This window comes from Nocardia violaceofusca NBRC 14427 (assembly GCF_963869435.1).
GTDB lineage: Bacteria > Actinomycetota > Actinomycetes > Mycobacteriales > Mycobacteriaceae > Nocardia > Nocardia aobensis.
The window spans coordinates 17,794-42,494 of sequence record NZ_CAWMPM010000043.1 but is presented as its reverse complement, the minus strand read 5'-3'; the positions used below and the strand labels follow the sequence as shown (position 1 = coordinate 42,494).

At 68.6% G+C, this 24,701-nt stretch carries 27 protein-coding genes and 1 pseudogene; 19 read left to right on the top strand and 9 right to left on the bottom strand.

Going from position 1 to position 24,701, the window contains the following annotated elements:
* A complete protein-coding gene (locus tag AC5592_RS30955) occupies window positions 1-2,589 on the top strand; it encodes a DNA translocase FtsK (protein ID WP_063066239.1) in 2,589 nt (862 codons plus the stop codon).
* Between the two features lie 29 nt (window positions 2,590-2,618).
* Here AC5592_RS30955 and AC5592_RS30950 read toward each other — a convergent pair whose 3' ends face one another.
* The 4 genes from AC5592_RS30950 to AC5592_RS30935 all read right to left on the bottom strand — a co-directional run bounded on the left by AC5592_RS30950 (window position 2,619) and on the right by AC5592_RS30935 (window position 4,425).
* Window positions 2,619-3,044 carry a TIGR03668 family PPOX class F420-dependent oxidoreductase gene (locus AC5592_RS30950; RefSeq protein WP_063066238.1) on the bottom strand — a complete coding sequence of 142 codons (426 nt, stop codon included), beginning with the start codon at window positions 3,042-3,044 and terminating at the stop codon, window positions 2,619-2,621.
* A gap of 36 nt (window positions 3,045-3,080) precedes the next feature.
* Entirely contained in the window at window positions 3,081-3,497 is a 417-nt protein-coding gene (locus tag AC5592_RS30945) for a nuclear transport factor 2 family protein (protein ID WP_036503311.1), read from the bottom strand.
* Between the two features lie 65 nt (window positions 3,498-3,562).
* Complete coding sequence (locus tag AC5592_RS30940; RefSeq protein WP_036503273.1) at window positions 3,563-3,865, bottom strand: YciI family protein; 303 nt, start codon at window positions 3,863-3,865, stop codon at window positions 3,563-3,565.
* A gap of 17 nt (window positions 3,866-3,882) precedes the next feature.
* Complete coding sequence (locus tag AC5592_RS30935) at window positions 3,883-4,425, bottom strand: amino-acid N-acetyltransferase (protein ID WP_051024760.1); 543 nt, start codon at window positions 4,423-4,425, stop codon at window positions 3,883-3,885.
* Window positions 4,426-4,544: 119 nt separating this feature from the next.
* Between AC5592_RS30935 and pgsA the strand changes: the two genes are divergently transcribed.
* The 10 genes from pgsA to AC5592_RS30885 all read left to right on the top strand — a co-directional run bounded on the left by pgsA (window position 4,545) and on the right by AC5592_RS30885 (window position 11,864).
* The gene (gene pgsA / locus AC5592_RS30930) at window positions 4,545-5,207 is read left to right on the top strand and encodes a CDP-diacylglycerol--glycerol-3-phosphate 3-phosphatidyltransferase (protein ID WP_369974834.1); all 663 of its coding nucleotides are present in this window, start codon (window positions 4,545-4,547) and stop codon (window positions 5,205-5,207) included.
* Window positions 5,208-5,223: 16 nt separating this feature from the next.
* On the top strand, window positions 5,224-5,739 hold the full coding sequence (locus AC5592_RS30925) for a CinA family protein (RefSeq protein WP_051024759.1): 516 nt from the start codon (window positions 5,224-5,226) through the stop codon (window positions 5,737-5,739).
* A gap of 147 nt (window positions 5,740-5,886) precedes the next feature.
* Window positions 5,887-6,258, top strand: coding sequence for a helix-turn-helix domain-containing protein (locus tag AC5592_RS30920; RefSeq protein ID WP_036503270.1), 372 nt, complete (start codon window positions 5,887-5,889; stop codon window positions 6,256-6,258).
* A 219-nt stretch (window positions 6,259-6,477) separates the two neighbouring features.
* Window positions 6,478-7,290, top strand: a complete 813-nt coding sequence (pspA, locus tag AC5592_RS30915; RefSeq protein WP_036503267.1) for a phage shock protein PspA — start codon at window positions 6,478-6,480, stop codon at window positions 7,288-7,290.
* Between the two features lie 494 nt (window positions 7,291-7,784).
* Window positions 7,785-8,534 (top strand): phage shock envelope stress response protein PspM, encoded by a 750-nt coding sequence (gene pspM / locus AC5592_RS30910; protein ID WP_036503264.1) that lies wholly within the window; start codon window positions 7,785-7,787, stop codon window positions 8,532-8,534.
* A gap of 211 nt (window positions 8,535-8,745) precedes the next feature.
* Complete coding sequence (locus AC5592_RS30905) at window positions 8,746-8,919, top strand: hypothetical protein (protein ID WP_030513209.1); 174 nt, start codon at window positions 8,746-8,748, stop codon at window positions 8,917-8,919.
* A 177-nt stretch (window positions 8,920-9,096) separates the two neighbouring features.
* On the top strand, window positions 9,097-9,810 hold the full coding sequence (locus AC5592_RS30900) for a PIG-L deacetylase family protein (protein ID WP_036503262.1): 714 nt from the start codon (window positions 9,097-9,099) through the stop codon (window positions 9,808-9,810).
* 108 nt (window positions 9,811-9,918) lie between these two features.
* Window positions 9,919-11,082 carry a glycosyltransferase gene (locus AC5592_RS30895; protein ID WP_036503299.1) on the top strand — a complete coding sequence of 388 codons (1,164 nt, stop codon included), beginning with the start codon at window positions 9,919-9,921 and terminating at the stop codon, window positions 11,080-11,082.
* 46 nt (window positions 11,083-11,128) lie between these two features.
* The gene (locus AC5592_RS30890; protein ID WP_063066237.1) at window positions 11,129-11,323 is read left to right on the top strand and encodes a DUF3046 domain-containing protein; all 195 of its coding nucleotides are present in this window, start codon (window positions 11,129-11,131) and stop codon (window positions 11,321-11,323) included.
* A gap of 67 nt (window positions 11,324-11,390) precedes the next feature.
* Window positions 11,391-11,864: a nuclear transport factor 2 family protein gene (locus AC5592_RS30885; protein WP_063066236.1), complete on the top strand. Its 474-nt coding sequence runs from the start codon at window positions 11,391-11,393 to the stop codon at window positions 11,862-11,864.
* Between the two features lie 116 nt (window positions 11,865-11,980).
* Here the strand turns inward: AC5592_RS30885 and AC5592_RS30880 are convergent, their stop codons facing one another.
* Window positions 11,981-13,390, bottom strand: a complete 1,410-nt coding sequence (locus AC5592_RS30880) for an MFS transporter (protein ID WP_051024757.1) — start codon at window positions 13,388-13,390, stop codon at window positions 11,981-11,983.
* 96 nt (window positions 13,391-13,486) lie between these two features.
* Here AC5592_RS30880 and AC5592_RS30875 point away from each other — a divergent pair, with 96 nt between their 5' ends.
* The 6 genes and pseudogenes from AC5592_RS30875 to AC5592_RS30850 all read left to right on the top strand — a co-directional run bounded on the left by AC5592_RS30875 (window position 13,487) and on the right by AC5592_RS30850 (window position 18,580).
* A complete protein-coding gene (locus AC5592_RS30875) occupies window positions 13,487-14,521 on the top strand; it encodes an Lrp/AsnC family transcriptional regulator (RefSeq protein ID WP_063920425.1) in 1,035 nt (344 codons plus the stop codon).
* 216 nt (window positions 14,522-14,737) lie between these two features.
* Entirely contained in the window at window positions 14,738-15,781 is a 1,044-nt protein-coding gene (gene recA, locus AC5592_RS30870; RefSeq protein ID WP_025351561.1) for a recombinase RecA, read from the top strand.
* Between the two features lie 795 nt (window positions 15,782-16,576).
* Window positions 16,577-17,221 (top strand): annotated as a pseudogene (gene recX / locus AC5592_RS30865) (recombination regulator RecX); the annotation flags it as partial.
* 138 nt (window positions 17,222-17,359) lie between these two features.
* A complete protein-coding gene (locus AC5592_RS30860; RefSeq protein ID WP_371507553.1) occupies window positions 17,360-17,812 on the top strand; it encodes a hypothetical protein in 453 nt (150 codons plus the stop codon).
* 160 nt (window positions 17,813-17,972) lie between these two features.
* Window positions 17,973-18,383 carry a hypothetical protein gene (locus AC5592_RS30855; RefSeq protein ID WP_157122341.1) on the top strand — a complete coding sequence of 137 codons (411 nt, stop codon included), beginning with the start codon at window positions 17,973-17,975 and terminating at the stop codon, window positions 18,381-18,383.
* A complete protein-coding gene (locus AC5592_RS30850) occupies window positions 18,380-18,580 on the top strand; it encodes a DUF6186 family protein (RefSeq protein ID WP_063066233.1) in 201 nt (66 codons plus the stop codon). The genes AC5592_RS30855 and AC5592_RS30850 overlap by 4 nt, the downstream gene beginning before the upstream one ends.
* 194 nt (window positions 18,581-18,774) lie before the next feature.
* On the opposite strand, the gene AC5592_RS30845 is transcribed toward AC5592_RS30850, so the two are convergent.
* The 4 genes from AC5592_RS30845 to AC5592_RS30830 form a co-directional block, all read right to left on the bottom strand.
* Window positions 18,775-19,680 (bottom strand): amino acid ABC transporter permease, encoded by a 906-nt coding sequence (locus tag AC5592_RS30845; protein ID WP_063066232.1) that lies wholly within the window; start codon window positions 19,678-19,680, stop codon window positions 18,775-18,777.
* Window positions 19,677-20,363: an amino acid ABC transporter permease gene (locus AC5592_RS30840; protein WP_036503247.1), complete on the bottom strand. Its 687-nt coding sequence runs from the start codon at window positions 20,361-20,363 to the stop codon at window positions 19,677-19,679. Before AC5592_RS30840 ends, AC5592_RS30845 begins: the two co-directional genes overlap by 4 nt.
* Window positions 20,364-20,429: 66 nt before the next feature.
* Window positions 20,430-21,260, bottom strand: a complete 831-nt coding sequence (locus tag AC5592_RS30835; protein ID WP_036503245.1) for a glutamate ABC transporter substrate-binding protein — start codon at window positions 21,258-21,260, stop codon at window positions 20,430-20,432.
* 85 nt (window positions 21,261-21,345) lie between these two features.
* Window positions 21,346-22,074: an amino acid ABC transporter ATP-binding protein gene (locus AC5592_RS30830; protein WP_036503292.1), complete on the bottom strand. Its 729-nt coding sequence runs from the start codon at window positions 22,072-22,074 to the stop codon at window positions 21,346-21,348.
* Window positions 22,075-22,371: 297 nt separating this feature from the next.
* Here AC5592_RS30830 and miaB point away from each other — a divergent pair, with 297 nt between their 5' ends.
* A complete protein-coding gene (gene miaB, locus AC5592_RS30825; RefSeq protein ID WP_051024756.1) occupies window positions 22,372-23,964 on the top strand; it encodes a tRNA (N6-isopentenyl adenosine(37)-C2)-methylthiotransferase MiaB in 1,593 nt (530 codons plus the stop codon).
* Window positions 23,965-24,112: 148 nt separating this feature from the next.
* A complete protein-coding gene (locus AC5592_RS30820) occupies window positions 24,113-24,694 on the top strand; it encodes an Rv2732c family membrane protein (RefSeq protein ID WP_063000884.1) in 582 nt (193 codons plus the stop codon).
* The last annotated feature ends 7 nt before the right edge of the window (window positions 24,695-24,701 follow it).

Genomic DNA, 24,701 nt, shown 5'->3' with positions numbered 1-24,701 from the left:
ATGGCAGGTAAGTCCCGCGGCACCACGACGTCGAGTTCGCGGGCGGGATCCACCCGGGGGCGGGCTCCGGCGCGGACTCGCTCGGGAGGCTCGCGCGCCCGATCGGCGCCGCGCGGCCGCACCACCGCGACCCGCCGGCCGGTGCGCCGGTCACCGCAGACCGCACCGCTGGCGGTGATCGGCCGCGGTATCGGCAACGGCTGGTCGGTGCTGGCGCGCGGATTCGGCGCCACCACCCGCACCATCAGCCGCGCGGGGGAGATCGAACACGGTCACCGCCGCGACGGAATCGCGTTGGCGCTGGTCGCTTTCAGCGTCGTCATCGCGGCAGCGGTCTGGTTGTCGGCGGGCGGCCCGGTGGGGCACTGGGTCGACACCGCGGTGCGCGCGATCGCCGGATCCGCCGCGGCCGTCCTGCCTTTCGTGGCCTCCGGTATCGCGGTGGTGCTGATGCGCACCGAACCGCGGCCCGAGATCCGGCCCCGGCTGGTCCTCGGCGGGTTGCTGGTGGGTCTGCCTGCGCTGGGAATCTGGCATATCTTCGCGGGCGCGCCGGCCGATGCGCAGGGGCGCGCCCACGCGGCGGGTTTCGTCGGCTACGTGCTGGGCGGGCCGCTGCGCAACGGGCTCACCGCGTGGCTGGCGGTGCCGTTGTTGTTGCTGGCCATGCTCTTCGGGCTGCTGCTGGTGACCGGTACGACGGTGCGTGAGGTTCCGCATCGGCTGCGCGAGCTGTTCGGCCTGCCCGATGCCGAATTCGCCGACGACGACGGGCAATACGGGCTCTACGACCCGGAAAACTATGACGCCGACGGTTTTCCGGTGCACAAGAGCCGTTCGTCGCGGCGCGGCCGTACCCCGGAGGAGAACTACCCGGCCGACGAATTCGGCGGTGCCGACGCGGTCACCGAGGTCCTCGGCGAACCGCCGCTGCGCGATGCGAAGGATATCGCCGAGGCGGACGAAACACCGCCTCCCGCGGCCAAACCCAAGACGCGCAAGGCGCCCAAGGTCGTCGATCAGACACCCGAGCCGCCGCCCGCGCAGCAGCTGGAATTCGTCACCGATCGCGAGGTCGACGGCGACTATCAGCTGCCGCCGCTGACGCTGCTGACCGACGGTGATCCGCCGAAGAAGCGCAGCGCCGCCAACGAATCGATGATCGAGGCGATCACCGAGGTGCTGGTGCAGTTCAAGATCGACGCGGCGGTCACCGGTTTCGTCCGCGGTCCGACGGTCACCCGATACGAGGTCGAACTCGGGCCCGGTGTGAAGGTCGAGAAGATCACCGCCCTGGCGCGCAATATCGCCTATGCGGTGGCCACCGAGAATGTGCGTTTGCTCGCACCGATCCCGGGCAAGTCGGCGGTCGGTATCGAGGTGCCCAACGCCGACCGTGAGCTGGTCCGCCTGGCGGATGTGCTCAAGGCGCCCTCCACGCGAAACGACCACCACCCGTTGGTGATCGGACTCGGGAAGAACATCGAGGGCGAATTCGTCTCCGCGAATCTGGCGAAGATGCCACATCTGCTGGTCGCCGGTTCCACCGGTTCGGGTAAGTCGAGTTTCGTCAACTCGATGCTGGTCTCGCTGCTGGGCCGCGCCACCCCAGACGAGGTGCGGATGATCCTCATCGATCCGAAGATGGTGGAACTCACTCCGTACGAGGGCATTCCGCATCTGATCACGCCCATCATCACCCAGCCGAAGAAGGCCGCCGCCGCGCTGGCCTGGCTGGTGGAGGAGATGGAACAGCGATATCAGGACATGCAGGCCAGCAAGGTCCGCCATATCGACGATTTCAACAAGAAGGTGAAATCGGGCCAGATCACCACACCGCTGGGCAGCGAGCGCGTGTACCGGCCCTACCCCTACATCCTGGCGATCGTCGACGAGCTGGCCGATCTGATGATGACCGCGCCGCGCGACGTCGAGGACGCCATCGTGCGCATCACCCAGAAGGCGCGCGCGGCCGGTATCCATCTGGTGCTGGCGACCCAGCGGCCCTCGGTGGACGTGGTGACCGGCCTGATCAAGACCAACGTTCCCTCCCGGCTGGCGTTCGCGACCTCGTCGCTCACCGACTCGCGGGTCATCCTGGATCAGCCGGGTGCGGAGAAGTTGATCGGTATGGGCGACGGCCTGTTCCTGCCGATGGGCGCGTCCAAGCCGACCCGGTTGCAGGGTGCGTTCATCTCCGACGAAGAGATCCAGGCCGTCGTCGACTTCGCCAAGAATCAGGCCGAACCCGAGTACCAGGAAGGTGTCACCACGGCGAAGGCCGGGGAGAAGAAGGACGTCGACCCGGATATCGGCGACGATCTCGATGTCTTCCTGCAGGCCGTCGAACTGGTCGTCACCTCGCAGTTCGGTTCCACCTCGATGCTGCAGCGCAAGCTGCGCGTCGGATTCGCCAAAGCGGGCCGCCTGATGGATCTGATGGAGACCCGTGGCGTGGTCGGCCCGAGCGAGGGCTCCAAGGCGCGCGACGTGCTCGTCAAACCCGATGAGCTGGACGGACTGCTGTATTCGATCCGCGGTGGGGGAGAGGCCGAGGAAGCAGCCGAACCCGATGCGATCGACGCCTAGGTTTCCGGCGTGGGTCTTAGGCGTAGGTCTTACCCGGTGTAGGCCCAGCCGGTGACGGTCCGGATCTCGACCCGGATGACCGGTCCGCGCGGGGCGTTGTCCCGATACTGCGGGTATTTCGCGGTGAGCCAGGCGATCGCCTCGGCGCGCTCGGTGTCGGTGGTGGCGACGGCGGCGGTGCCGTCGAGCCGGACCCACCACAGCCGGGTCCAGTCCTCGTCGTAGTCGTCGGCCAGCACCGAGACCCGGTTCTCGGCCGCGATATTGCGCAACCGCCGCAGGCCGGTCGTCGATTTCGGTTTCTGATCGACCGCGGTCACCAGGGTGCGACCCGAGGGCGAGAGCGCGAAGGTCACGGGGACCAGATGGGGACGGCCCGTCGGGTCGGTCGTGCCCAGCCGGGCCACGCGGGCCGCGCGTGCTCGTGCCAGCGCGGTGTTCGGATCCAATCGCACCGGTTCACGGTAGATCGCCGGACGCGACGGTGCGGCCTACAGCGGCGCGTTCTCCCGCTCGATCTGCTCGGCAGCTTCGGCCTGGATGCGCTCGAATTGCGCCCCCATCGCCGCGGCCAGGGCATTGGCCGCCGAGAGCGGGCGCACCATCACCATCAGATCGTCGATCCGGCCGGCCTCGTCGGTGTGGATGAAGTCGGCGCCGGTCACGCGCTTCCCGTCGACCGTCGCCTCGAAGATCAGCGTCGAGTCGTGCCCGCCCGCGTCGGTGATCTCGCGGACGTAGCGGAAGTCCTCGAACACCCGCAGGACGCCGCGCAGAATCGCCGCGGTGATGGCCCGGCCGGGATAGGGCTTGAACGCCACCGGACTCGTGAACACGACGTTCTCGGCGAGCAACGCCTCGATCGCCGCGCTGTCACGTGCCTCCACGGCCTGTCGGAATGCCTGCATCGCCACCTCGCATATGCAACTGGTTGACTATGCCGAGCATCGTAGCGGGCATTCGCCGCCCCTGCCTAGGGGTTCGGCGCCGCCTGTGCCGAGAAGGCGCCCATCACCGGGGTCCACTCCAGGAATCGCTTCGCATCGATCAACTCCTCCTGCGCGAACGGATCGGAGGCGAGCAGTTCGTCCAATGCCGCGGCGTCCTCGGCGCGGAACAGCAGCAGCGCGCCGGATCCGTCGGCATACGGCCCGGTCGTGAGGACCACACCCTGGTCGACCAGATTCGACAGCCATTCCCGATGCCGGGGTCGATGCTCGTCGCGCCCGGCGACGGTGGCGTCGGAATAGGTGTAGTGGACGGCGAAGATCGGCACGGGCGCTCCCGAAAGGTTCAGAGGGTCAACAGCATTCGAGTATTGCCGAGGGTGTTCGGCTTGACGTAGCTGAGGTCGAGGAATTCGGCCACACCGGTGTCGTAGGAGCGGCACATCTCCGCGAAGACCTCGGCGGTGACGGGCGTGCCGTCGATCTCGGCGAACCCGTGCCGGGAGAAGAACTCCACCTCGAAGGTCAGCACGAACAGTCGCTGCAGCTGGAGTTCGCGGGCGGTCGCGATCAGCTGATCCACGATCAGGCGCCCGACGCCGCGGCCCTTGGCGTCGGGGTGGACCGCCACGGTGCGCACTTCACCCAGATCGGCCCACAACACGTGTAATGCGCCACATCCGACGAGGCTCTCGTCGACCTCGGCCACCCAGAATTCCTGCACCGACTCGTAGAGCGTGACGAGATTCTTCTCCAGCAGGATGCGGCCGGCGTAGACGTCGACGAGGTTTTTGATGGCGGGCACATCCGAGGTGCGGGCGCGTCGGACTCGCACGGTGCCGGGGTCGGTGGCGCCGATCGAATCACTCTGATGTGCCCGCGTGGTCATGGGGTGCACAGTAGTCGGGTCGTTAACCGATAGTCTGGTGGAGTGCCGCACATCTCGTCCGCCCGCCTGCCTCGATCCGCCGGGGGCCGCGGCTGCGTGCGTTCCGGCCGGGGGTGCCGGTGAGCGTGCAGAGCGACGATATGGACCGGACCTGGGCCGAGGCCGGCAGAGCGCGAGCGAATCTCGTTCCGCCGCAACCCAACCGGACGGTCGAGCCCTCCGCGGTGCCGCTGATGAACATCGCCAACATCCTCACGGTCCTGCGCATCCTGATCGTGCCGATCTTCCTGCTGGCATTGTTCGCCGGGGGCGGCCACGACACCGGATGGCGGATCGCCGCGGCGGCCCTGTTCGGCATCGCGGCGGTCACCGACCGCATCGACGGCCAACTCGCGCGCAAGTACGGACTGGTCACCGACTTCGGTAAATTGGCGGATCCGATCGCCGACAAGGCGTTGATCGGCGCGGCCCTGATCGGGTTGTCGGCACTGGGCGATCTGCCGTGGTGGATCACCGTCGTGATCTGTGCCCGCGAGATCGGCGTGACGTTGCTACGGCTGGCCGTGGTGCGCCGCGGCGTGATCCCCGCCGGGCGCGGCGGTAAGGCCAAGACCCTGGTGCAGTCGGTGGCGATCGGCGTCCTGCTGCTGCCACTCGCCGACGCGTGGGCGAGCGCGGGCATGGCGCTGATGTATGTCGCGGTGGTGCTGACCGTGGTGACCGGACTGGATTACGTGGTGCAGGCGGCCCGATTGTGGGCGCGGCCGGTCGAGCGGCGGTGACACGCTGGGCACCGACGTGGGCGCCGCCGATCCGCTGAGCGCTGCGCCCGAGACCGTCGACCTGGTGGCGACCCTGACCCGCACCGGACAGACCGTGGCCACCGCCGAATCCCTGACCGCCGGTTTGCTCGCGGCCACGATCGCGGGGGTGCCGGGAGCAAGCCTGGTGTTGCGCGGCGGACTGATCGTCTACGCCACCGACCTCAAACACCGCCTGGCCGGCGTGAGCGAAGACACCCTGGCCTCGGACGGGCCGGTCGCGGCGGGGACCGCCGAACAGCTCGCCGTCGGCGCGCGCACGAAATGCGGGGCCGACTGGGGCATCGGGCTCACCGGTGTCGCCGGGCCGGACGCGCAGAACGGCTGCCCGGTCGGCACGGTCTTCCTGGGTCTGAGCGGCCCCGGCGGGACCGAGGTGATGCGGTTGCAGCTCGCCGGGGATCGGTGGACGATCAGGATGAACGCGGTGCGCACGGCCGTCGCGGAGCTGCTGCGCCGCGTCGGTGGCGGCGACCCGGACGGCACCGGCTGAGGACGGCTGTCCGATGGATGCCGATCGGTTCCCGCGGGCGGGAACCAACGGGGTGGCGTGCGACGTTGGCACTGTAGACGGAGGGGTGCGTCACGCTCGACGGCGGTCGCGCTCGGCCCGGTGAGGCGAGAACGTGAGGAGAACGAGATGACGCTGCTTCGAGAGGCCATCGGCGAGAGTCTGCGGCGCGCTCGGATCGCCCAGAACCGGACCCTGCGCGAGGTGTCGACGTCGGCACGCGTGAGCCTGGGCTATCTGTCCGAGGTGGAACGCGGCCGGAAAGAGGCCTCGAGCGAACTGCTGGCCGCGATCTGCCAGGCGCTGGACGTGCCGCTGTCGCAGGTGCTGGTCGACGTGAGCGCCGCCATGGCCGACGCCGACGCCCCGGCACCCGCGCCGGAGACGGCCGCCGCCGCACCCGCGGCGAGCGTGTCGGCGCGGGCCGGGATCGCCGGCGACACCCGGATCGTGATTCCGGCCCCGAAGGCCGAGAAACTGGTCCTGGTGCAAGCGAAGTGACTCGCCGCGAACCGGCGATCACGACTGCCGGCGCCGGATCGGCGCCGGCAAGGCTGTACGACGGAGCGGAAACCGATAGATTCTCTGTAAGCGTCGGTTACGGGTGGTTCGGCAGCCCGGATCCGATGCCGTGGAGGATAGGGACACAGGGGTGCGTGACGGTCGCGCACCGCCGCCGTGCTGGGGCGCGGCGTAGTCAGATGGAGGCGGGATCAATCGATGGCTAATCCGTTCGTGAAGGCCTGGAAGTACCTGATGGCCCTCTTCGATTCGAAGATCGAGGAGCATGCGGATCCGAAGGTGCAGATTCAGCAGGCTATCGAGGAAGCCCAGCGTCAGCACCAGGCCCTGTCGCAGCAGGCGGCGTCGGTGATCGGTAACCAGCGCCAGCTGGAGATGAAGCTCAACCGTCAGCTCGACGAGGTCGAGAAGCTCAACGCCAACGCCCGCCAGGCCGTGCAGCTGGCCGACCAGGCCAACGCCGCCGGCGACACCGACAAGGCGATCCAGTACACCAACGCCGCCGAGGCGTTCGCCGCCCAGTTGGTCACCGCCGAACAGTCCGTCGAGGACCTGAAGGTACTGCACGACCAGTCGCTGCAGGCCGCCGCCCAGGCCAAGAAGGCGGTCGAGCAGAACGCCATGCTGCTGCAGCAGAAGGTCGCCGAGCGTACCAAGCTGCTCAGCCAGCTCGAGCAGGCCAAGATGCAGGAGCAGGTCTCCGCGTCGCTGCAGCAGATGGATTCGACGCTGTCCGCCCCCGGCAGCACCCCCAGCCTGGACGCGGTGCGCGAGAAGATCGAGCGTCGCTACGCCAACGCCCTGGGCGCCGCCGAGCTCGCGCAGAACACCGTGCAGGGCCGCATGATGGAGGTGCAGCAGGCCAGCGTGCAGATGGCCGGCCACAACCGTCTCGAGCAGATCCGCGCCTCCATGCGCGGTGACGCGCTGCCGTCGGGTGACTCCGCCGGTCAGTCCATCGCCAACCCGGCTCAGCCGCAGGTGAACAAGGGCCAGGCCGCGCAGCAGTAGGCGCGTCGCGGGTCGATCGGAAGGCTGGGCAGATGGGGCGAACGCGGGCAGGTAACGAGCCCGCGCCGACCCGTGCGCGGCCCTGGTTCCGATCTGCTCGCAGCGCCGCGTCCGCGCCGCCCGCCTCCGCCGCACCGTCGGCCGATACGGCGCGGACGCCACTGTCGGCCTCTCCACCCGCCGCCGACGCTGCCGCGTGGCAGTCGATCGCCGAATCCATTGAGCGGCATCGTGTTTCCGGTGCCGTCCCGTCCGGCCGCCCGACATCCGATCGCGGATCGGGCACGGAGAGCCCGAGTGCTCACGGCGTCATCCACGAAATTCATGAACCGGACAGCGGGCCCGCCGCCCGGTCGCACACCGGATCACGCGAAGCCAAGGGAAACCCGCGCGAGCGCCGTCGTTCGCCCGGCCCGAGCGCGTTTCGGAATTCTTCGACCCACAGCCCGACCGAGGGCGATCAGCTCGCACGCGCCAGGCGGCTTCCGGGCGCAGTGCGCGACGCCGGCGAATTCGCCTTGCACGCGGTCCGGAAGTGGGCCGACCCGCGGGAGCGGGAACTTCGCCGCCGGCGGCGGGTGCGGCGGCGCAGCCTCCGCTGGAGTGCGGCCTCGGGTGTGACCGCGCTGGGCACGGCCGGACTGGTGGCGATCTCGGCCCCCGTGTGGGCGGTTGTCGTGGTCGGTGGCGGTGCGGCCGCGCTGGTGACCGGCGCGGCGGTGAGTACCCGCCGGTACCTCGAGTTGCGTCGAAACCCATTGCCGCCCGCGGCGTTCGTCCCGCGCCGGCTGCCCGGAGTGCAGTCCGCGGCGCGGGCGCCCATCGCCCGACTGGTCCGGGCGGAACGGGCCTTCTACGCCCTCGGCCGTCAGATCGAGGCGAGCGGCCGAGTGCCGGCCGACGATTTCGCCGACACCGTGGCGACCGCGGAATCCGGGGCAGCCGCCCTGCACGCTCTCGCCGGGGACATCGCGGCCATGGAGAAGGCGCTCGAGGTGGTCGCGACCTCGCATGCCGGGGCGGGGTTGCGGCAGCAATCGGGCGCGATGGTCGATCGGCTGGACGCCGGCGTGACCGAATACGAGCAGCTCGTCGCCGCCGCCGGTCAGATGCTGGCGGCCGGAGCGAGCACAGCGGCGACACCGGCGGACGACTTCGGCTGGGCCATGTTCACCTTGCGCGAGGCGGCCGACCGCCTGGACGGCTGGGCCCAGGCCCTCACCGATCTCGCCGACCGGCGCTGAACGCGGCCGCCTCGGCGGCATCCGTGCCTTCGCGGCCGCACGGGGCGATATTCGGCGCGCGGACCGATCCTCGCGGGTGATCCGGCTAGGGGTTCACCCTGAGATTTCCCGGATATCGGTCGTGACCTGGTGATTTTCCGTCGCCGAGTTGACAGTATGGAGGAGTCGGATCGCGCTGACGGCGGTTCGGAAACCTTCGGGAGGAATGGACATGTTCTGGAAGATTCTGGGCGTCGTCGCGCTCGTGTGGCTGGCGCTGATCGTGATCGGCGCGCTGGTCAAGGCGCTGTTCCCGATCCTGATGATCAGCGTCGTGGTCTTCGGCCTGTACCTGCTGTACAAGGCCGTCTCCGGCTCGAACAAGTCGACTGTCACCAAACTGTAGCCAGCTACAACCCGGGCCGTTCGGTACGAAAGCCGAACGGCCCGTTGCTGTTTCGCAACTACGAAGCCGAGAAATTTGCTGTGTTAGCGTTTCGCGAGAGGTGCACCTTCATGGTTCTCGGCCTAAGGGCCGAGAACCCGCGGTGGCGGAGCCGCCGCATCGAACACGGAGGCCGAAATTACAGCCCAACTACCCGAGGATTGGCAGCGCGGTCTGGTGATCGTCGCCCATCCCGACGATATCGAATACGGTGCCGCGGCCGCGGTGGCTCGCTGGACGAAGCAGGGTAAGGACATCCGGTATCTGCTGGTCACCAGCGGTGAGGCCGGGATCGCGGGCCTGCCGCCGGCCGAGTGCGGGCCGGTGCGGCAGCAGGAGGAGATCGCCTCGGCGCGCGCGGTCGGCGTCGAGGAGGTGGAGTTCCTGGGCTATCCGGATGGGCGGATCGAGGGTGGGCTCGGTTTGCGCCGCGATCTGGCCGCGGCGATCCGGCGGCATCGCCCGGAGATGGTGGTGTTGTTCAATTTCGGCGACACCTGGGCGCCCGGATATGCGAACAGCGCCGATCATCGCGCGGTGGGGCGCAGTGCGCTGGACGCGATCTCGGATGCGGGCAACGAATGGATCTTCCCGGAGCTGGCCGAATTGCCGATCTGGACGCCGCGTTGGGCCGCGGTGGTGGGCCCGGTGGTGACGCACGCGGTGGACGTCACCGATACCGTTCGGGCCGCGGTGGATTCGCTCATGCAGCACAGCCGCTACCTGAGCGCGCTCAGTGACGAGCCGGTGGCGGACCAGGCTCGCGCCATCGTGGATCGGGCCACGGGGCCGCATGCCGGTTTCGCTGCCGAGCGGGCGGTCGGGTTCGAGCTGTACCACTTCGCCGACTGACCGCCGGTACTGTGAGCGGCCACGATCGGTTCCGGCGGCGTTCATGACCGTCGGGTAGCTGTGCCCGCCCGGCATCGGGTGGTGACCGGGTATGGCATGGTGGGGCGCATGCGAGTGGCTGTCGTCGCGGGTCCGGATCCGGGTCATGCGTTTCCGGCGATCGCGCTGTGTCTGCGGTTTCTCCAGGCGGGCGATGATCCGGTGTTGTTCACCAGTCCGCGCTGGTTCGATGCGGCGCGCGAGGCGGGGATCGCGGTGCGGCGGTTGAAGGGTTTGGCGCCGCGCCCGCAGGACGACGACGCCGACGCGGGTGCGCGCATCCATGACCGAGCGGCCCATATCTCCTCGGAGATCCTGCCCGATCTCAGTGCCATGCTGCCGGAGCTGGTGGTCTCGGATGTGCTCACCGCCGGCGGCGGGATGGCCGCCGAGCGGCTGGGGGTGCCGTGGGTCGAGCTGTCGCCGCATCCGCTGTATCTGCCGTCGAAAGCGTTGCCGCCCATCGGTAGTGGGCTCGCGCCGGGTGAGGGTCTGCGTGGGCGGATGCGCGATACGGTGCTGCGCGGGCTGACCGCGCGCGCGATCACCCGCGGCGATCGGCAGCGGGGAGCGGCGCGGGCGAGCGTGGGGCTGCCGGAGCTGGATCCCGGCCCGGATGCCCGGTTGATCGCCACACTGCCCGCTCTGGAGGTCGACCGGCCGGATTGGCCGGAGGACGCGCATGTGGTGGGGCCGCTGCTGTGGGAGCCGACGTCGGAGGTGCTGGCGCCGCCGCCCGGTGACCGGCCGCTGGTCGTGGTCGCGCCGTCCACGGCCCGGACCGGATTCGGTGATCTGGCGACCGGTGCGCTGGAGGCGCTCGCGGACAGCGATGTGCGCGTGGCGATCTCGATGCTCGATACGCCACCGGAGGACCTTCCGCCGTGGGCGACGGCCGGCCTGGGACGGCAGGACGAGCTGTTGCGGCATGCCGCGGTGGTGGTCGGCGGCGGAGGGCACGGGTTGCTGGCCAAAACTCTGCTCGCCGGCGTGCCGATCGTGACCGTGCCCGGTGGAGGTGATCAGTGGGAACTCGCCAATCGTGCGGTGCGCCAAGGTAGTTCGCTGCTGGTACGGCCGTTCACGCCCGAATCGCTGCGCGCGGCGGTGCGCACCGTCCTCGGCGACGAGTCCTATCGCAAGGCCGCCGCGGCGGCCGCGGCCACCGCCTCCGATGTCGCCGATCCGATCGACATCTGTCACCGCACACTGGACCGGGCGCGCGCGAGCTGACCGCGCCGCCGTCGGCGGTTCGTGGGCGACCGGTACCCTCGGCACGGTGCGGTTGACTGAATTTCAGGAACTCTTGCATACCGAATTCGGCGTCGCCCGCGGCGACCTGCTGCTGGCCGATCATGTCCTGCCCTCGATGAACGGCCGTACCGGCTCCCAGGCGATCGAGGACGGTATCGACCCCCGCGAGGTCTGGCGTGCTCTGTGCGCCGAATTCGACGTACCGAAGAGCCGCTGGTGACCGGTAGCGGTCGGCTGCGTCACAGCGGCCTTGACCTCGAGTTCGCTCGAGGTTGCAGGGTGGTCGCATGGATACCGAGATCACCGAGAACCGGATTCGGGAACTACTGGACCGGTCCGAGATAACCGACCTGCTGGACCGCTATCTGCGGTCGCTCGACGACGGCGTATTCGACGATCGGTGGGCGCGGACCTACTACACCGAGGACGCGACCGCGGAGATGCCGATCGGCACCGTCCGCGGCCGCGACGCCGTACTCGCGCACATCCGGCGCGGGATGGCGCTGTTCGACCGGACCGTTCATCTGGGAACCAACGCGGTGATCGAACTCGACGGCGACCGCGCCACGGCGCGCGGCGCTCAGCTGAGCACTCATGTCCTCGCCGACGGTTCCGAGGGGGTCTTCATCTCCGCCGGGCATGCCGACACCGAATTGGCCCGGACGGCCGACGGCTGGCGGATCCGGGCGTCGTCGCTGCGCATCACGTGGACTCAGGGAACCCCGCCGCGACTGCCGGTGGGGCTCGGCCCCGAAGTGTGAGCGCACCTTCTCCGAATCGGCCACCGCGCCGCGGCGCGGAATCGGCACTGCGCCGCGGCGCGGAATCGGCACTGCGCCGCGGCGCGGAATCGGCACCGCGCCGCGGCGCCGCCGGTTCAGCCGACCGGGATCTCTGCGGCGGCCGGTTCCGCCGTCTCGGCGCTCCGGGGACGAGGACGGAACAGGGCGAAGGCGATGAGGCCGAGAACGATGCCCACACCCGCTGCCACCGCCACGGCCGCGTCGAGCCCGGACACGAACTGCGACACCGTGTTCCGGCCCTCGCCGGCCGCGCTGCGGAATGCCGTGCCGAGTACCGCGACCCCGAGGGCGAGGCCCAGTTGGCGTGCGGTGTTGACCGCCCCGGCGGCGGTGCCGCTCTGCTGCGGGGGCACCGCGGCCATCGCGACCGCCACCAGCGGCGGCGCGAGCACGCCGATGCCGATGCCGATCACCACGTAACCGAAAAGTAGTGCACTCCAGGTCGATCCGGCGTCGATCACGCCCAGCAGACCCGCCCCGATACCGGTGATCACCAATCCGCCGCCGATGGTCCAGCGGGGTGCCACGTCGTGCAGCCACCGCCCGAACGCGCCCGAGACCACGAACGCCGTCGCCGCCATCGGCAGCATGGACAGTCCGGCGCGCAGTGGGCTGAGCTGCAACGGCTGCTGCAGCCACAGGGAGATGAGGGGGCTGCTCGCGAAGGCGGCGAAATTGAAGCCCGCCGCCGCGACCAGGGTTGCCGCGAACTCCCGGTTGCGCAGCAGTGCGAGCGGGAACATCGGTGTGGCGCTGCGTGATTCGACGAGGACGAAACAGCCGATCGCGATCGCGCCGAGGGTCAGCGTGGCGACTGCCGCGCCGTCGCCCCATCCGTCCTCCCCACCCCGGATGATGCCGTAGGTCAGCGCGGTGGCCGCGACGGCGAAGGCGGCCATTCCGGCGAGGTCCACGCCACGGCCGGGGCGTCGTGGCGAGGGGCCGAAGGCGTACAGCGACAGCGCGATGGTGACGGCCGCGATCGGCAGGTTCACCAGGAAGATCCAACGCCACGACAGCAGGTCGGTCAGCACCCCGCCGAGCACCACACCGATGCCGGCGGCCGCACCCGCGATCGCACCCCAGGCGCCGAACGCGGTGCCGCGATCACGGCCGGTGTAGGTGGCGTGCAGCAGCGACAGCGTGGTCGCGAACATGGCCGCACCGCCGATGCCCTGCACGGCCCGCGCGGCCACCAGCAGGGCCGAGGACTGGGCCAGTCCGCACGCCAGTGAGGCGGCGGCGAAAACCACGAGGCCCGCGAGATAGGTGGGTTTGGCGCCGAACCGATCGGCGAACGAACCCAGGACCAGCAGCAGTGCGGCCAGTCCCAGCGCATAGCCGTCGACGACCCACTGCAGGCCCGACAGTCCGGTGCCGAGATCGGCGGCGATGTCGGGGAGTGCGACGTTGACGATGGTGACGTCGATGAGCAGCATCAGCGTGCCGAGGCACGCCGCGAACAAGGGGAGCCATTTCCGCATGGCGACCTCCGGGTAGGGCGAACGATATCGACGCCAAGCGTGCGAGATGTTTGAATATCCATCCAGCTACCCGGCCCTCGATGTGAGATTCCGCCTGTGAACCCCGAAGACGAACTCGAATCCTCCGTTCTCGATACGCTCGACAAGCAGATCGTGCACGGCTTGGTCACCGATGCCCGCATCCCGTTCGCCACCCTGGGCGCGATCCTCGGCGTCTCCGAACAGACCGTGGCCCGCCGCTTCCGGTCGATGCGCCAACGCGGCATCCTGCACGTCTCCGGCCAGGTCAACGCCATGCCGCTGGGGAATACGCGCTGGATGCTGCGGGTGCGGTCGACCCCGGACAAGGCGCTGCGGCTCGCCGAATCGCTGGCGCGACTGCCGGACGTGAGTTGGGTGGCGCTGCTGTCGACCGGTTCGGAGGTCACCTGCGTGAGCCGCCCGCGCTCGATCGAACAGCGAGACGCGTTGCTGCTCAACGTCCTTCCGCGAGCCAGCCAGGTCACCGGATTGATGGCCTACGAGATCATCCACCGATTCCCGCTGGCAGAGGAGTGGCCACGGTACAGCAGGCTGCTGACCGAGGAACAGTTGCGGCAGCTGGGACCGAGGCCCGCGATGAACGATCAGCGCGGGCCCGACGCGCCGATGGAGCTGTCCGCGGCCGACGAGGCGATGCTCGCCCTGCTGGCCCGCGACGGGCGCGCCTCCTATGCCCGGCTGGCGGCCGAAACCGGCTGGAGCCCAACCCGGGTCGCGCGGCGGATGTCCGAGCTGACGGCGGCGGGCGTGCTGTATTTCGATCTCGATTTCGCCATCGAGCGCATGGGGTACGCGGTGCGGGCGTCGCTATGGGTGCGGACGCATCCGGCCGAGCTCGACGCCATCGGCCGGGCGATCGCCACCCATCCGGAGACGGCGTTCGTCGCGGCCACCACCGGGCCCACCAATCTGGTCGCCTCCATCGTCTGCCGCGACAGCTCACACCTGTACCGCTACCTCACCGAGCGGCTGGGGGCTCTGGACGGGATCGTCGACGTGGAGGTGACGCCGACACTGCGGATGCTGAAACAGGCGCAGGCGCTGATGCAGACCGATCGGATCGCGGTGGTGCCGACGGCGACTCGATGACCGGGCACGGCCGCATCGGGGCCGCGTGACCGGCCGGATAGCGCGGCGATTGCCTGGGACGGGGTGCGGCTGTACGGCCGCCGTGCGTGTCGGCGGCCGCGTCGCTTGCCTCGAACACGTGTTCGTCTAAGCTTGCCATCAGAACTTGTCGGTGCCGCCCTCTACCGTGGGCGCCAACCACACAACGAGACTTACCCGTCAGAAGGGGAACAGACGATGGCACCACAGGCCTACGACCGTGACAAGGCGCTCGAGCTCGCTCTTGCGCAGGTCGAGAAGAGTTTCGGTAAGGGCGCGATCATGCGTCTGGGCGAGGAGGCGCATCAGCCCATCTCGGTCATTCCGACGGGTTCGATCGCACTGGATGTGGCGCTGGGCATCGGCGGTCTGCCGCGTGGCCGCGTCGTGGAGATCTACGGTCCGGAATCCTCCGGTAAGACCACGGTCGCTCTGCACGCCATCGCCAACGCGCAGGCCAACGGCGGACTCGCGGCCTTCATCGACGCCGAGCACGCGCTGGATCCGGAATACGCCCGCAAACTCGGCGTCGACACCGATGCCCTGCTGGTGTCGCAGCCCGACACCGGTGAGCAGGCACTGGAGATCGCCGACATGCTGGTGCGCTCCGGCGCGCTGGACATCATCGTCATCGACTCCGTCGCGGCGCTGGTACCGCGCGCGGAAATCGAGGGCGAGATGGGCGACAGCCACGTCGGTCTGCAGGCCCGTCTGATGAGCCAGGCGCTGCGCAAGATGACCAGTGCGCTCAACAACTCCGGCACCACCGCCATCTTCATCAACCAGCTGCGCGAGAAGATCGGCGTGATGTTCGGCTCGCCCGAAACCACCACGGGTGGTAAGGCATTGAAGTTCTACGCCTCGGTGCGTCTGGATGTGCGCCGCATCGAGACGCTGAAGGACGGCAGCGACGCGGTGGGTAACCGCACCCGCGTCAAGGTCGTCAAGAACAAGGTGTCGCCGCCGTTCAAGCAGGCCGAATTCGACATCCTCTACGGTGCCGGCATCTCCAAGGAGGGCTCGATCATCGATATGGGTGTCGATCAGGGCTTCATCCGCAAGTCCGGTTCCTGGTACACCTACGAGGGCGATCAGCTCGGCCAGGGCAAGGAGAACGCCCGCAAGTTCCTGCTGGAGAACACCGACGTGCGCGACGAGATCGAGAAGAAGATCAAGGAGAAGCTCGGCATCGGTGCCGACGTCACCGCAGACGCGGGTGCCGAGGCGCCCGTCGACTTCTAACCGATGCCGCACCGGGAAGCGCCGGGGTCCACACCCCTCCCGGACCCTGGCGCCTCTCGGCTCGACGCCGTCGAACGCCTGCGGCGGCAACTGGAAGATATCGAATCCCGCTCCCGACGCACCGGCGACCCGGACGAGGAGTCGTGGTCGAAACCCGTTCGCCGGCAGGGCGGTTCGCCCCGTCGCCGGCGATCGAAGCCTAGCGCTGGGGATTCGCCCACCGGTGTATGGCGTTCCGATGACGGACCTGTGCCCCAACACGATTCGGTCGATGACACGGGCACATCCGTACACGTGGACCGGCCGGTATTCGAGCCTGAGCTTCCGCACCGCATCGAGCCGGAGGTTCGCTCCGGCTCCGAGTCCGAGGTTCGGCGTGGTGGTGGGCCGGAGGTTCGGTCCGGTCCCGAATCCGACTCTCGGCGTCTTGGTGGGCCTGAAGTTCGCTCTGGTTCCGAGTCCGAGGTTCGGCGTGGTGGTGGGCCGGAGGTTCGCTTCGGTTCCGAGCTTGACGATCGGCGTCGTGATGGACTCGAGGACCGGGTCGGCTCCGAGGTCGAGGGGCGGATGCGGTCGAGTGTCGACGCCGCGATCTCCGGTCGCCGCGGTGATGGCTCTGCGACACAGGATTCCCAGGCGCGCAATCGAATTCGCGCACTGCAGGCCGAGGTCGACGCGCTGCAGCGGAGGTGGGGCGAGCGTGCCGACGGGGATCGTCTGCTCGGCCGCACCCACCGGGCGGAGGGGCAGCCGAAGGGCGGCGACGACGGCTCGTTCGTTCCGGACGACAGCCCCGTGGCGTATCCGCGGTCGGATGACGGGGCGGATGCGGGCGGCTCGAGAAGACGGTCACGCGGAGACGGCGGGAACGGGGGAGGGCGCCGGGGTTCGCGGCATCGATCCGACACCGACGGCGGGAAGCGTTCCGACGCCGCGCAGACCGCTGCGCCGAAGGCGGGGACCGAGGCGCAGGCCAAGGACATCTGCCTGCGCCTGCTCACCGATCGAGCGCGCAGCCGCGCCGAACTGGCGGACAAACTGGCGGCCAAAGGGTTCGCGCCCGAGGTCGCCGAGCGGGCACTGAACCGCCTCGCCGAGGTCGGACTGATCGACGATGCCGCCTTCGCCGAACAGTGGGTGCACTCTCGTCACACCTTCTCTGGTAAGGGGAAAAAGGTTCTCGCGCAAGAACTTCGACGCAAAGGAGTGTCCGACGCCGATGCCGGGCCCGCACTGGCCGCCATCACTCCCGCCGACGAAAGCGCCCGTGCCGCCGAACTGGTCCGCCGCAAACTCACCACCCTGCCGGCGGACCTTCCCGCCGACACAGCGACCAACCGGCTGGTCAGCATGCTCGCCCGCCGCGGCTACAACCAAGCCATGGCCTACGCCGTGGTCAAGGACGAGCTCGCCGCAGCCGCCACCTCGAGCGGCGACCTCGACCGTTCCGAGCACGCAGATCACGTCGCGGGCGACGAACCGGCCGACGGTTCCCTTCCCCTTGTAGCGGAACAACATTCGCCGAAGGAGCGAGTCGGGAAAGGGTCCGGCCTCACCTCGACCGGGTCGGCATCGCGGATATCCGAGCCCGACGACGCCGAGCACGCCGCACAGCTGGTACGGAAAAAGCTCGCAACACTATCGCGCGACGTCCCGCAGGACAAGATCATGGCGCGACTGGTCGGCATGCTCGCCCGCCGCGGTTATCCGCAGTCCATGGCGTATGCCGTGGTGAGGGACGAAATTGCCGCGACCACGAAACCATTTGCGGCACAGCGGAATCGGACTGGGAAAGCACCCCTCGCCGAGGACGGTGCCGACGCGGATACGGTAGCTGGGGATCCCGACGACAACGAGGCGGAGCGAGCCGCGGAACTGGTACGCCGCAAACTGCGCACGATGCCGCGAAGTCTGTCCGAGGACAAGGCGGTCAACCGCCTCATCGGTATGCTCGCCCGCCAGGGATTTCGCCAGTCGACCGCCTACGCCGCCGTGCGCGCCGAACTCGCACACGGTTACCCGCCCGACTGAACAGCGCGGCACAACGCCGCCTCATCCGTTCGGCCGACGCCGCCGCGACGCCATCCACGCGAATCGGAAAGAAGGCCCCGGTCGCCAGCCGGCTCGGCAGTCGACGGCCGGCACTGCGCGCGACTCGACCGGTGTCCGGCGGAGGTCCTATGCTGCGCTGGTGACCACCGACGTGCGGGGTGGCAGGAGGGGGCAGCGACGTGCTGGTCTGATGGCCGTCTGGGTCGCGGTGGCGGTGGTGGGGTCGTTCACACGTCCGTTCGGTGTGGCCGCGACGGTGCTGGTCGCCGGGGTAGCTGTCGTGGTCGCCGTCCGCGCCGTTGTGCTCGGAACGCGGCCTGTTTCGTTCACTCCGCCGGTTCGGCGTGCGGTGGTGGTGTGGTCGATCCTGCTGGCGGCGGTACTGGCGTGGGAGTTGTATGCCTGGCTGTCCCAGCCCGCGCTGCTCGTACCGGATGCCGCCCATCCCACCCTGTCGACATTGCTCAGCCCCGCGCTGGAGGGCGGGGCGGGGCGTTTCGCCGGATGGCTGCTCTGGGTGGGGGCCGGATGGTGGATGGTGCGGAGATGACCGATCGCGCACTGGTGATCACCGGATTCGCGGTCCTCGTCGTCGCGGTGATCGTCGCGGCGGTCGTGGCATGCCTGCGGCGCACGTGGTTCGCCGGCCTCGGTGACACGGTGCGCGCGCTGACCCGTACCCGCACCGTCCGGATCGTCGCGGTGGTGCTGTGGGCCTGGCTGGGCTGGCATTTCCTGGCCAGATGAGTCGCCGGTTGGACACCCATCCCCGGTCGCCGCGAGTGGCGTGGCTTGGCGACCGGGGTGGTGCGTGATCAGGATCGACCATCGAGCCGGCGGGGGCGAGGGTTGTGCTCGGTGCGAGCGCAACTCGTCCCGCGGAGGACGTCGACACCGCCGCCCGGCGCACCCGTATCCGCCGCGATCGCCGAGCCGCCCGGTTACGGCGAGGTGGTCCGTCTCAGCGACAGATCCACGCCCGGCGCGGCATCGGTGAGCACCGAATTCACGCCCAGCACCGTCCGACCCCGGCGGCGCGACCGCAACCGCTGTTCCACCCTGGTGGCGAGGAAGGTCAGCGCCCAGTTCAGGGCGATCATGATGACGGCCACCACGATCAGCGCCGGCACGGTGTTCTGCTCGGCCGCGCCCAGCTGCTGACCCTGGCGCACGATCTCCTGATAGGTGATCTGGTAGCCGAGTGCGGTGTCCTTGAGCGCCACGACCATCTGCGAGATCAGCGCCGGCAGCATCGCCGTCACCGCCTGCGGCAGCAGGATCATCCGCATCATCTGACCCTTGCGCAATCCCAGGGCCTGCGCCGCCTCGGTCTGCCCGCGCGGCAGCGACCGAATGCCCGAGCGCACGATCTCGGCGATCACCGACCCGTTGTACACGGTCAGCGCGATCACCACGGCCGCCAGCGCCAGCTGGTCGGAGGCGAACAGATTGTCCTTGGCGAACCAGTTGTAGAGGAAGATCATCAGAATCAGCACCGGAATGGCCCGCGCCACCTCGACGATCGCCCCCGCCACCCACCGCACGACGCGATGGTCGGACAGGCGCAACAAGCCGAAGATCACGCCGATCGCCATCGCGAACACGATCGCCAGCGCCGCGGCGACCACGGTGCCACGCAAGCCGGGCAGGATGTAGGTCTGCCAGACTTCCGACTGCACGAACGGCTTCCACTTCTCGGCGGTGAGCTGGCCCTTCTCGTCGAACGCCCGCCACACCAGCCAGCCGAGCACCACCAAAGCCGCCAGCACCAGCACCGAATACAGCGCATGCCGCCGGCGCGCCTTCGGGCCGGGGACGTCGTAGAGGACCGAGGCGTTCGCGCTCATCGCTTCACCTCGAATCGCTTGGCCAGCCAGCCGAACAGCAATCCGGTGGGCAGGGTGAGAATGACGAAACCGAGGGCGAAGATCGCGCCGATGGCGAGAATATCGGCCTCGGTCTCGTTCATGGATGCCATCAGCGCCGCCGCCTCGGCCACGCCGATCGCCGAGGCGATGGTGGAATTCTTCGTCAACGCGATCAGTACGCTGCCCAGCGGCGCGATCACCGACCGAAAGGCCTGCGGCAACACCACATGTCGCAGATTCTGGCCGAAGGTCAATCCCAGTGACCGTCCCGCCTCGGACTGTCCCAGCGGCACGGTGTTGATACCCGCGCGCAGCGATTCACAGACGAACGACGCCGTGTACACGCTCAAGCCGAGGACTGCGAAACGAAAGTTGTTGGTGGGCAGGAAATCCAGTCCCGAACTCTCACTCGCGAGCTTGATGCCGAGGGTGGTGTAGAGACCGAGTGAACAGAACACCAGAATGAGGGTGAGCGGGGTATTGCGGAAAATGGTCACATACGCCGTCCCGATCCACCGCGCCACCGGAATCGGCGACACCCGCATCGCCGCCACCAGGGTGCCGATGATCAGCGCCCCGATCGCGGAGATCACGGTCAGTTTGATGGTCACCCAGAAGGCGTCCCACAGCTGATTGTCGTATCGGGAGATCAAGTCGAACACGGTGGACGCGCCCTCCTACTTCTCTGTGCCGGACGGGGGTGCGGCGCGGCCGGAACCCGTGCCGATTCAGTAGCGGTCGACCTGCGGCGGCGACGGGATCGGGAAGGTGTTGCCGAAGTTCTTCTCCAGCGAGGCTTTCCAGGACCCGTCGTTGATCATCGATTCGATCGCATCGTTGATCTTGTCGCGTGAGTCCTTGTCGCCCTTCTTCAGGCCGATGCCGTAGTTCTCGGTCGTGAACGGCTGCCCGACCACCTTCACCTGGCCCGGCGACTGCGCGGCGTAACCGGCCAGAATGATGTTGTCGGTGGTCACCGCATCCACCGCCCCGGATTTCAGCGCCTCCACACACAGCGAATAGGTGTCGTATTCCTGCAGCTGCACATCGTTGGCGAAATTCTTCTGAATGTTCTGCGCCGGCGTCGATCCCTTCACCGAGCAGAGTTTCTTGCCGCCCTTCAGCGATTCCGGTCCCGTGATGTCGGTGTTGTCGGCGCGCACCAGCAACGATTGGCCCGCAACGTAATACGGCCCGGCGAAGTCGACCTTCTGCTTGCGCTGATCGGTGATCGAATAGGTGGCGACCACGTAATCCACCTGCCCGTTCTGGATCAGCGTCTCACGTTGCGCGGACGGCGCCTCCTTGAAGGTGATCTTGTCCGGGCTGACGCCGAGTTTCCCGGCGACGTAGGTCGCCACGTCCACGTCGAATCCGGAGAACGACCCGTCCCGATTGCGCAGGCCCAGACCCGGCTGATCGAATTTGATGCCGATGGTGAGTTTGCCTTCCGACGCGTGTTCGGTGGCTGTCTTGTTGCTGCCGCCGCCGCATCCGCTCGCGACGACCGCGATGGCCAGCGCGCCGATGCCGAACCGCAGCGCTCGGGTGATCCTCATCGAATGCCTTCTCTCTCGTGAAGTGTGAAGGGTCCTCCGCGGTGCCCGGAGCGGTCATCGCTCCCGCCGCGGTCGTGAACAGCGATCAATGGCTCAGAATTTTGCCCAAGAAATCCTTGGCCCGCTCGGAAGCGGGTGCGGTGAAGAAGGTTTCGGGTGCCGCGTCCTCGACGATCCGGCCGTCGGCCATGAACAGCACGCGGTCTCCGGCGCGGCGGGCGAATCCCATCTCGTGCGTGACCACCAGCATCGTCATGCCCTCCTTGGCCAAGGCGACCATCACTTCCAGCACCTCGTTGACCATTTCCGGATCAAGGGCGGAGGTGGGTTCGTCGAACAGCATCACCTTCGGATTCATCGCCAATGCCCGGGCGATGGCCACGCGCTGCTGCTGACCGCCCGACAGCTGCGCCGGATACTTGTCGGCCTGATCGGCGATGCCGACGCGATCGAGCAGTTCCAGCGCCCGTGCGCGCGCCTGCTTCTTGTCGATGCGGCGTACCTTGACCGGACCGAGCATCACGTTGTCCAGAATCGTCTTGTGCGCGAACAGATTGAACGACTGGAACACCATCCCCACGTCGGCGCGCAACTTCGCCAGTGCGCGCCCCTCGGCGGGTAACTCGACGCCGTCGACGGCGATGGTGCCGGAATCGATCGGCTCGAGCCGATTGACGGTGCGGCACAACGTGGATTTGCCGGACCCGGACGGGCCGAGCACGATCACCACCTGTCCACGCGGCACTTCCAGATTCACGTCACGCAACACATGCAGATCACCGAAGTGCTTGTCCACGTTGCGCATCGAGATCATCGGCGGAACGGTCGCGGACGCCGCGGCCGCGGTGGCAGCGCCCGGGTCGGAGGTGTTCCCAGCGCTGGCGGTGCCGGGTGTTGCGTCGGCAGCATCGGTCATGACAGTCGACCCTAGAGCGGTCCTGCGCGAAATGCGCACTTTTGGCGCGTGCGTCGCGCCGTCGCCGCCTGCGCTTAACCCGGTGGTGACCTGGGCGCCCGGCCACGTGACCGGCGTCACCAGCCCCCCGATCGTGGCGACCGGGGTGGGCGTCCGATTTCGCACAGCGTCTACCCTGGACCCGTGAATTCGTCCATGCAGGTTGCAGCGCATTCGGCTGCGGGACGCGCCCCCGGTTCGGCCACCGATCCGCAGTCGCCGCGGACCTACGAGGTGCGCACCTACGGCTGCCAGATGAACGTGCACGACTCCGAACGGCTGTCGGGCCTGCTCGAGGACGCCGGATACACCAAGGCCACGGGCGGGCAGACCGCCGATCTGGTGGTGTTCAACACCTGCGCGGTGCGCGAGAACGCCGACAACAAGCTGTACGGAACGCTCGGACATCTGGCGCCGATCAAGGCCGAGCGGCCCGGTATGCAGATCGCGGTCGGCGGCTGCCTCGCGCAGAAGGACCGCGACACCGTCGTGCGCAAGGCGCCCTGGGTCGACGTCGTCTTCGGCACCCACAACATCGGGTCGCTGCCGGTGCTGCTCGAACGCGCCCGGCACAACGAACAAGCGCAGGTCGAAATCCTGGAATCGCTGGAGGCGTTCCCGTCCACGCTGCCCGCTCGCCGCGAATCCGCCTACGCCGGCTGGGTGTCGATCTCGGTGGGCTGCAACAACACCTGCACGTTCTGCATCGTGCCCTCGCTGCGCGGCAAGGAGGTCGACCGGCGGCCCGGCGATGTGCTGGCCGAGGTGCAGGCGCTGGTGGATCAGGGAGTGCTCGAGGTGACGTTGCTCGGGCAGAACGTCAACTCCTACGGTGTGAACTTCGCCGAACCCGCACTGCCGCACGGACATCCGGCCGACTTCGCGCCCGAACACCGCGATCGCGGCGCCTTCGCGAAACTGCTGCGTGCCTGCGGCAGTATCGACGGGCTCGAGCGGGTGCGGTTCACCTCGCCGCATCCGGCGGAATTCACCGACGACGTCATCGAGGCGATGGCACAGACCCCGAACGTGTGCCCGCAGCTGCACATGCCGCTGCAGTCGGGTTCCGACCGGGTGCTCAAGGCGATGCGCCGGTCCTACCGCAAGGACCGCTACCTCGGCATCATCGAGAAGGTGCGCGCCGCGATGCCGCATGCCGCGATCACCACCGACATCATCGTCGGCTTCCCCGGGGAAACCGAGGAGGATTTCCAGGAAACCCTGGATGTGGTCCGGCAGGCCCGGTTCACCAGCGCCTTCACCTTCCAGTATTCGATCCGTCCCGGCACGCCCGCGGCCACCATGGCCGATCAGGTACCCAAGGCGGTGGTCCAGGAGCGCTACGACCGGCTGATCGAACTGCAGGAACAGATCTCGCTGGAAGCCAATCGCGCGCTGATCGGCACCGAGGTCGAACTGCTGGTCGCCGAGGGCGCCGGCAAGAAGAACGCGGCCACCGCGCGGATGAGCGGCCGGGCGCGCGACGGCCGCCTGGTGCACTTCCGGCCCGGTGAGGCGGCGATCCGGCCCGGCGATATCGTCACCGTCGACATCACCGAGGCGGCGCCGCACCACCTCATCGCCGACGGCCCGATCCACAACCACCGCCGTACCCGCGCCGGCGACGCGCACGAACGCGGTGTGCTGCCCAAGACCGCACCGATCGGAGTGGGCCTGGGGTTGCCGCGGATCGGCGCGCCGGAGCCGCTGCCGGCGGCCGCCGGTTGTGACACCGGATGTGGGGTCTGACATGGCCGAACGCGGGAACGAGGATGCCGATCGCGACGTCACGCCGGAGCGCTCCGGCGACGCCTCGCCCGCGCCGCGGCACCCGCACCAGCCGGAGCCGAGCGATGTGACCGAGCCGAATCCTGCGACCGAGCCGAATGAGGAGAGCATGAACCCCGCAGAGTCGAAGGTCTTCGAGCAGTTCCGCGGTGATCTCGAGGCCGTCGAACGCAAGATCGCCGGCGAGATCGACCCCGGGACGCGCGCCATGGTGGTCGCGATCGCGGTCTTCGTGCTGCTGCTGTCGCTGATCCTGCCGCACGCCGGCGCCGCCCGCGGCCTCGACGTGCTGGCCTTCGACACCCACGCGCAGGACGAGCACATCGGGCTGCCGTCGCGGGTCTTCGAATGGTTCGTGGTGATCTTCGGAATCGGGTTCTCGTCGCTCGCGCTCGTCACCCGCCGCTGGGCACTGGCGTGGGTGGCGGTCGCCGGATCCGCGGTGGGCAGTGTGTTCGGAGTGCTCTCGATCTGGCACCGTCAGACGCCCGGCCTCGGCAACTATCACGGCGCCGGACCCGGTATCGGACTGATCCTGGCCACGATCGCGATCGTCGTGCTGACCTTCCACTGGATCCGAGTGGTGTGGAGCCGGACCGCGCTGCAGCTCGAGGCCGAGGAGCGCCGGCGCATCGCGGCCGCCGAACAGGAAGAGCAGGACCGGCGCCGGCTGTTCGGCGACGACAAGTAGCCGGACC

Bases quoted from the DNA above. Each gene is read 5' to 3' on its own strand.
- AC5592_RS30955 (WP_063066239.1), top strand. From the start codon at position 1: ATGGCAGGTAAGTCCCGCGGCACCACGACGTCGAGTTCGCGGGCGGGA.
- AC5592_RS30945 (WP_036503311.1), bottom strand. From the start codon at position 3,497: ATGCAGGCATTCCGACAGGCCGTGGAGGCACGTGACAGCGCGGCGATC.
- AC5592_RS30935 (WP_051024760.1), bottom strand. From the start codon at position 4,425: ATGACCACGCGGGCACATCAGAGTGATTCGATCGGCGCCACCGACCCC.
- AC5592_RS30920 (WP_036503270.1), top strand. From the start codon at position 5,887: ATGACGCTGCTTCGAGAGGCCATCGGCGAGAGTCTGCGGCGCGCTCGG.
- pspA (WP_036503267.1), top strand. From the start codon at position 6,478: ATGGCTAATCCGTTCGTGAAGGCCTGGAAGTACCTGATGGCCCTCTTC.
- AC5592_RS30905 (WP_030513209.1), top strand. From the start codon at position 8,746: ATGTTCTGGAAGATTCTGGGCGTCGTCGCGCTCGTGTGGCTGGCGCTG.
- AC5592_RS30895 (WP_036503299.1), top strand. From the start codon at position 9,919: ATGCGAGTGGCTGTCGTCGCGGGTCCGGATCCGGGTCATGCGTTTCCG.
- AC5592_RS30885 (WP_063066236.1), top strand. From the start codon at position 11,391: ATGGATACCGAGATCACCGAGAACCGGATTCGGGAACTACTGGACCGG.
- AC5592_RS30880 (WP_051024757.1), bottom strand. From the start codon at position 13,390: ATGCGGAAATGGCTCCCCTTGTTCGCGGCGTGCCTCGGCACGCTGATG.
- recA (WP_025351561.1), top strand. From the start codon at position 14,738: ATGGCACCACAGGCCTACGACCGTGACAAGGCGCTCGAGCTCGCTCTT.
- AC5592_RS30850 (WP_063066233.1), top strand. From the start codon at position 18,380: ATGACCGATCGCGCACTGGTGATCACCGGATTCGCGGTCCTCGTCGTC.
- AC5592_RS30845 (WP_063066232.1), bottom strand. From the start codon at position 19,680: ATGAGCGCGAACGCCTCGGTCCTCTACGACGTCCCCGGCCCGAAGGCG.
- AC5592_RS30835 (WP_036503245.1), bottom strand. From the start codon at position 21,260: ATGAGGATCACCCGAGCGCTGCGGTTCGGCATCGGCGCGCTGGCCATC.
- AC5592_RS30830 (WP_036503292.1), bottom strand. From the start codon at position 22,074: ATGATCTCGATGCGCAACGTGGACAAGCACTTCGGTGATCTGCATGTG.
- miaB (WP_051024756.1), top strand. From the start codon at position 22,372: ATGCAGGTTGCAGCGCATTCGGCTGCGGGACGCGCCCCCGGTTCGGCC.
- AC5592_RS30820 (WP_063000884.1), top strand. From the start codon at position 24,113: ATGAACCCCGCAGAGTCGAAGGTCTTCGAGCAGTTCCGCGGTGATCTC.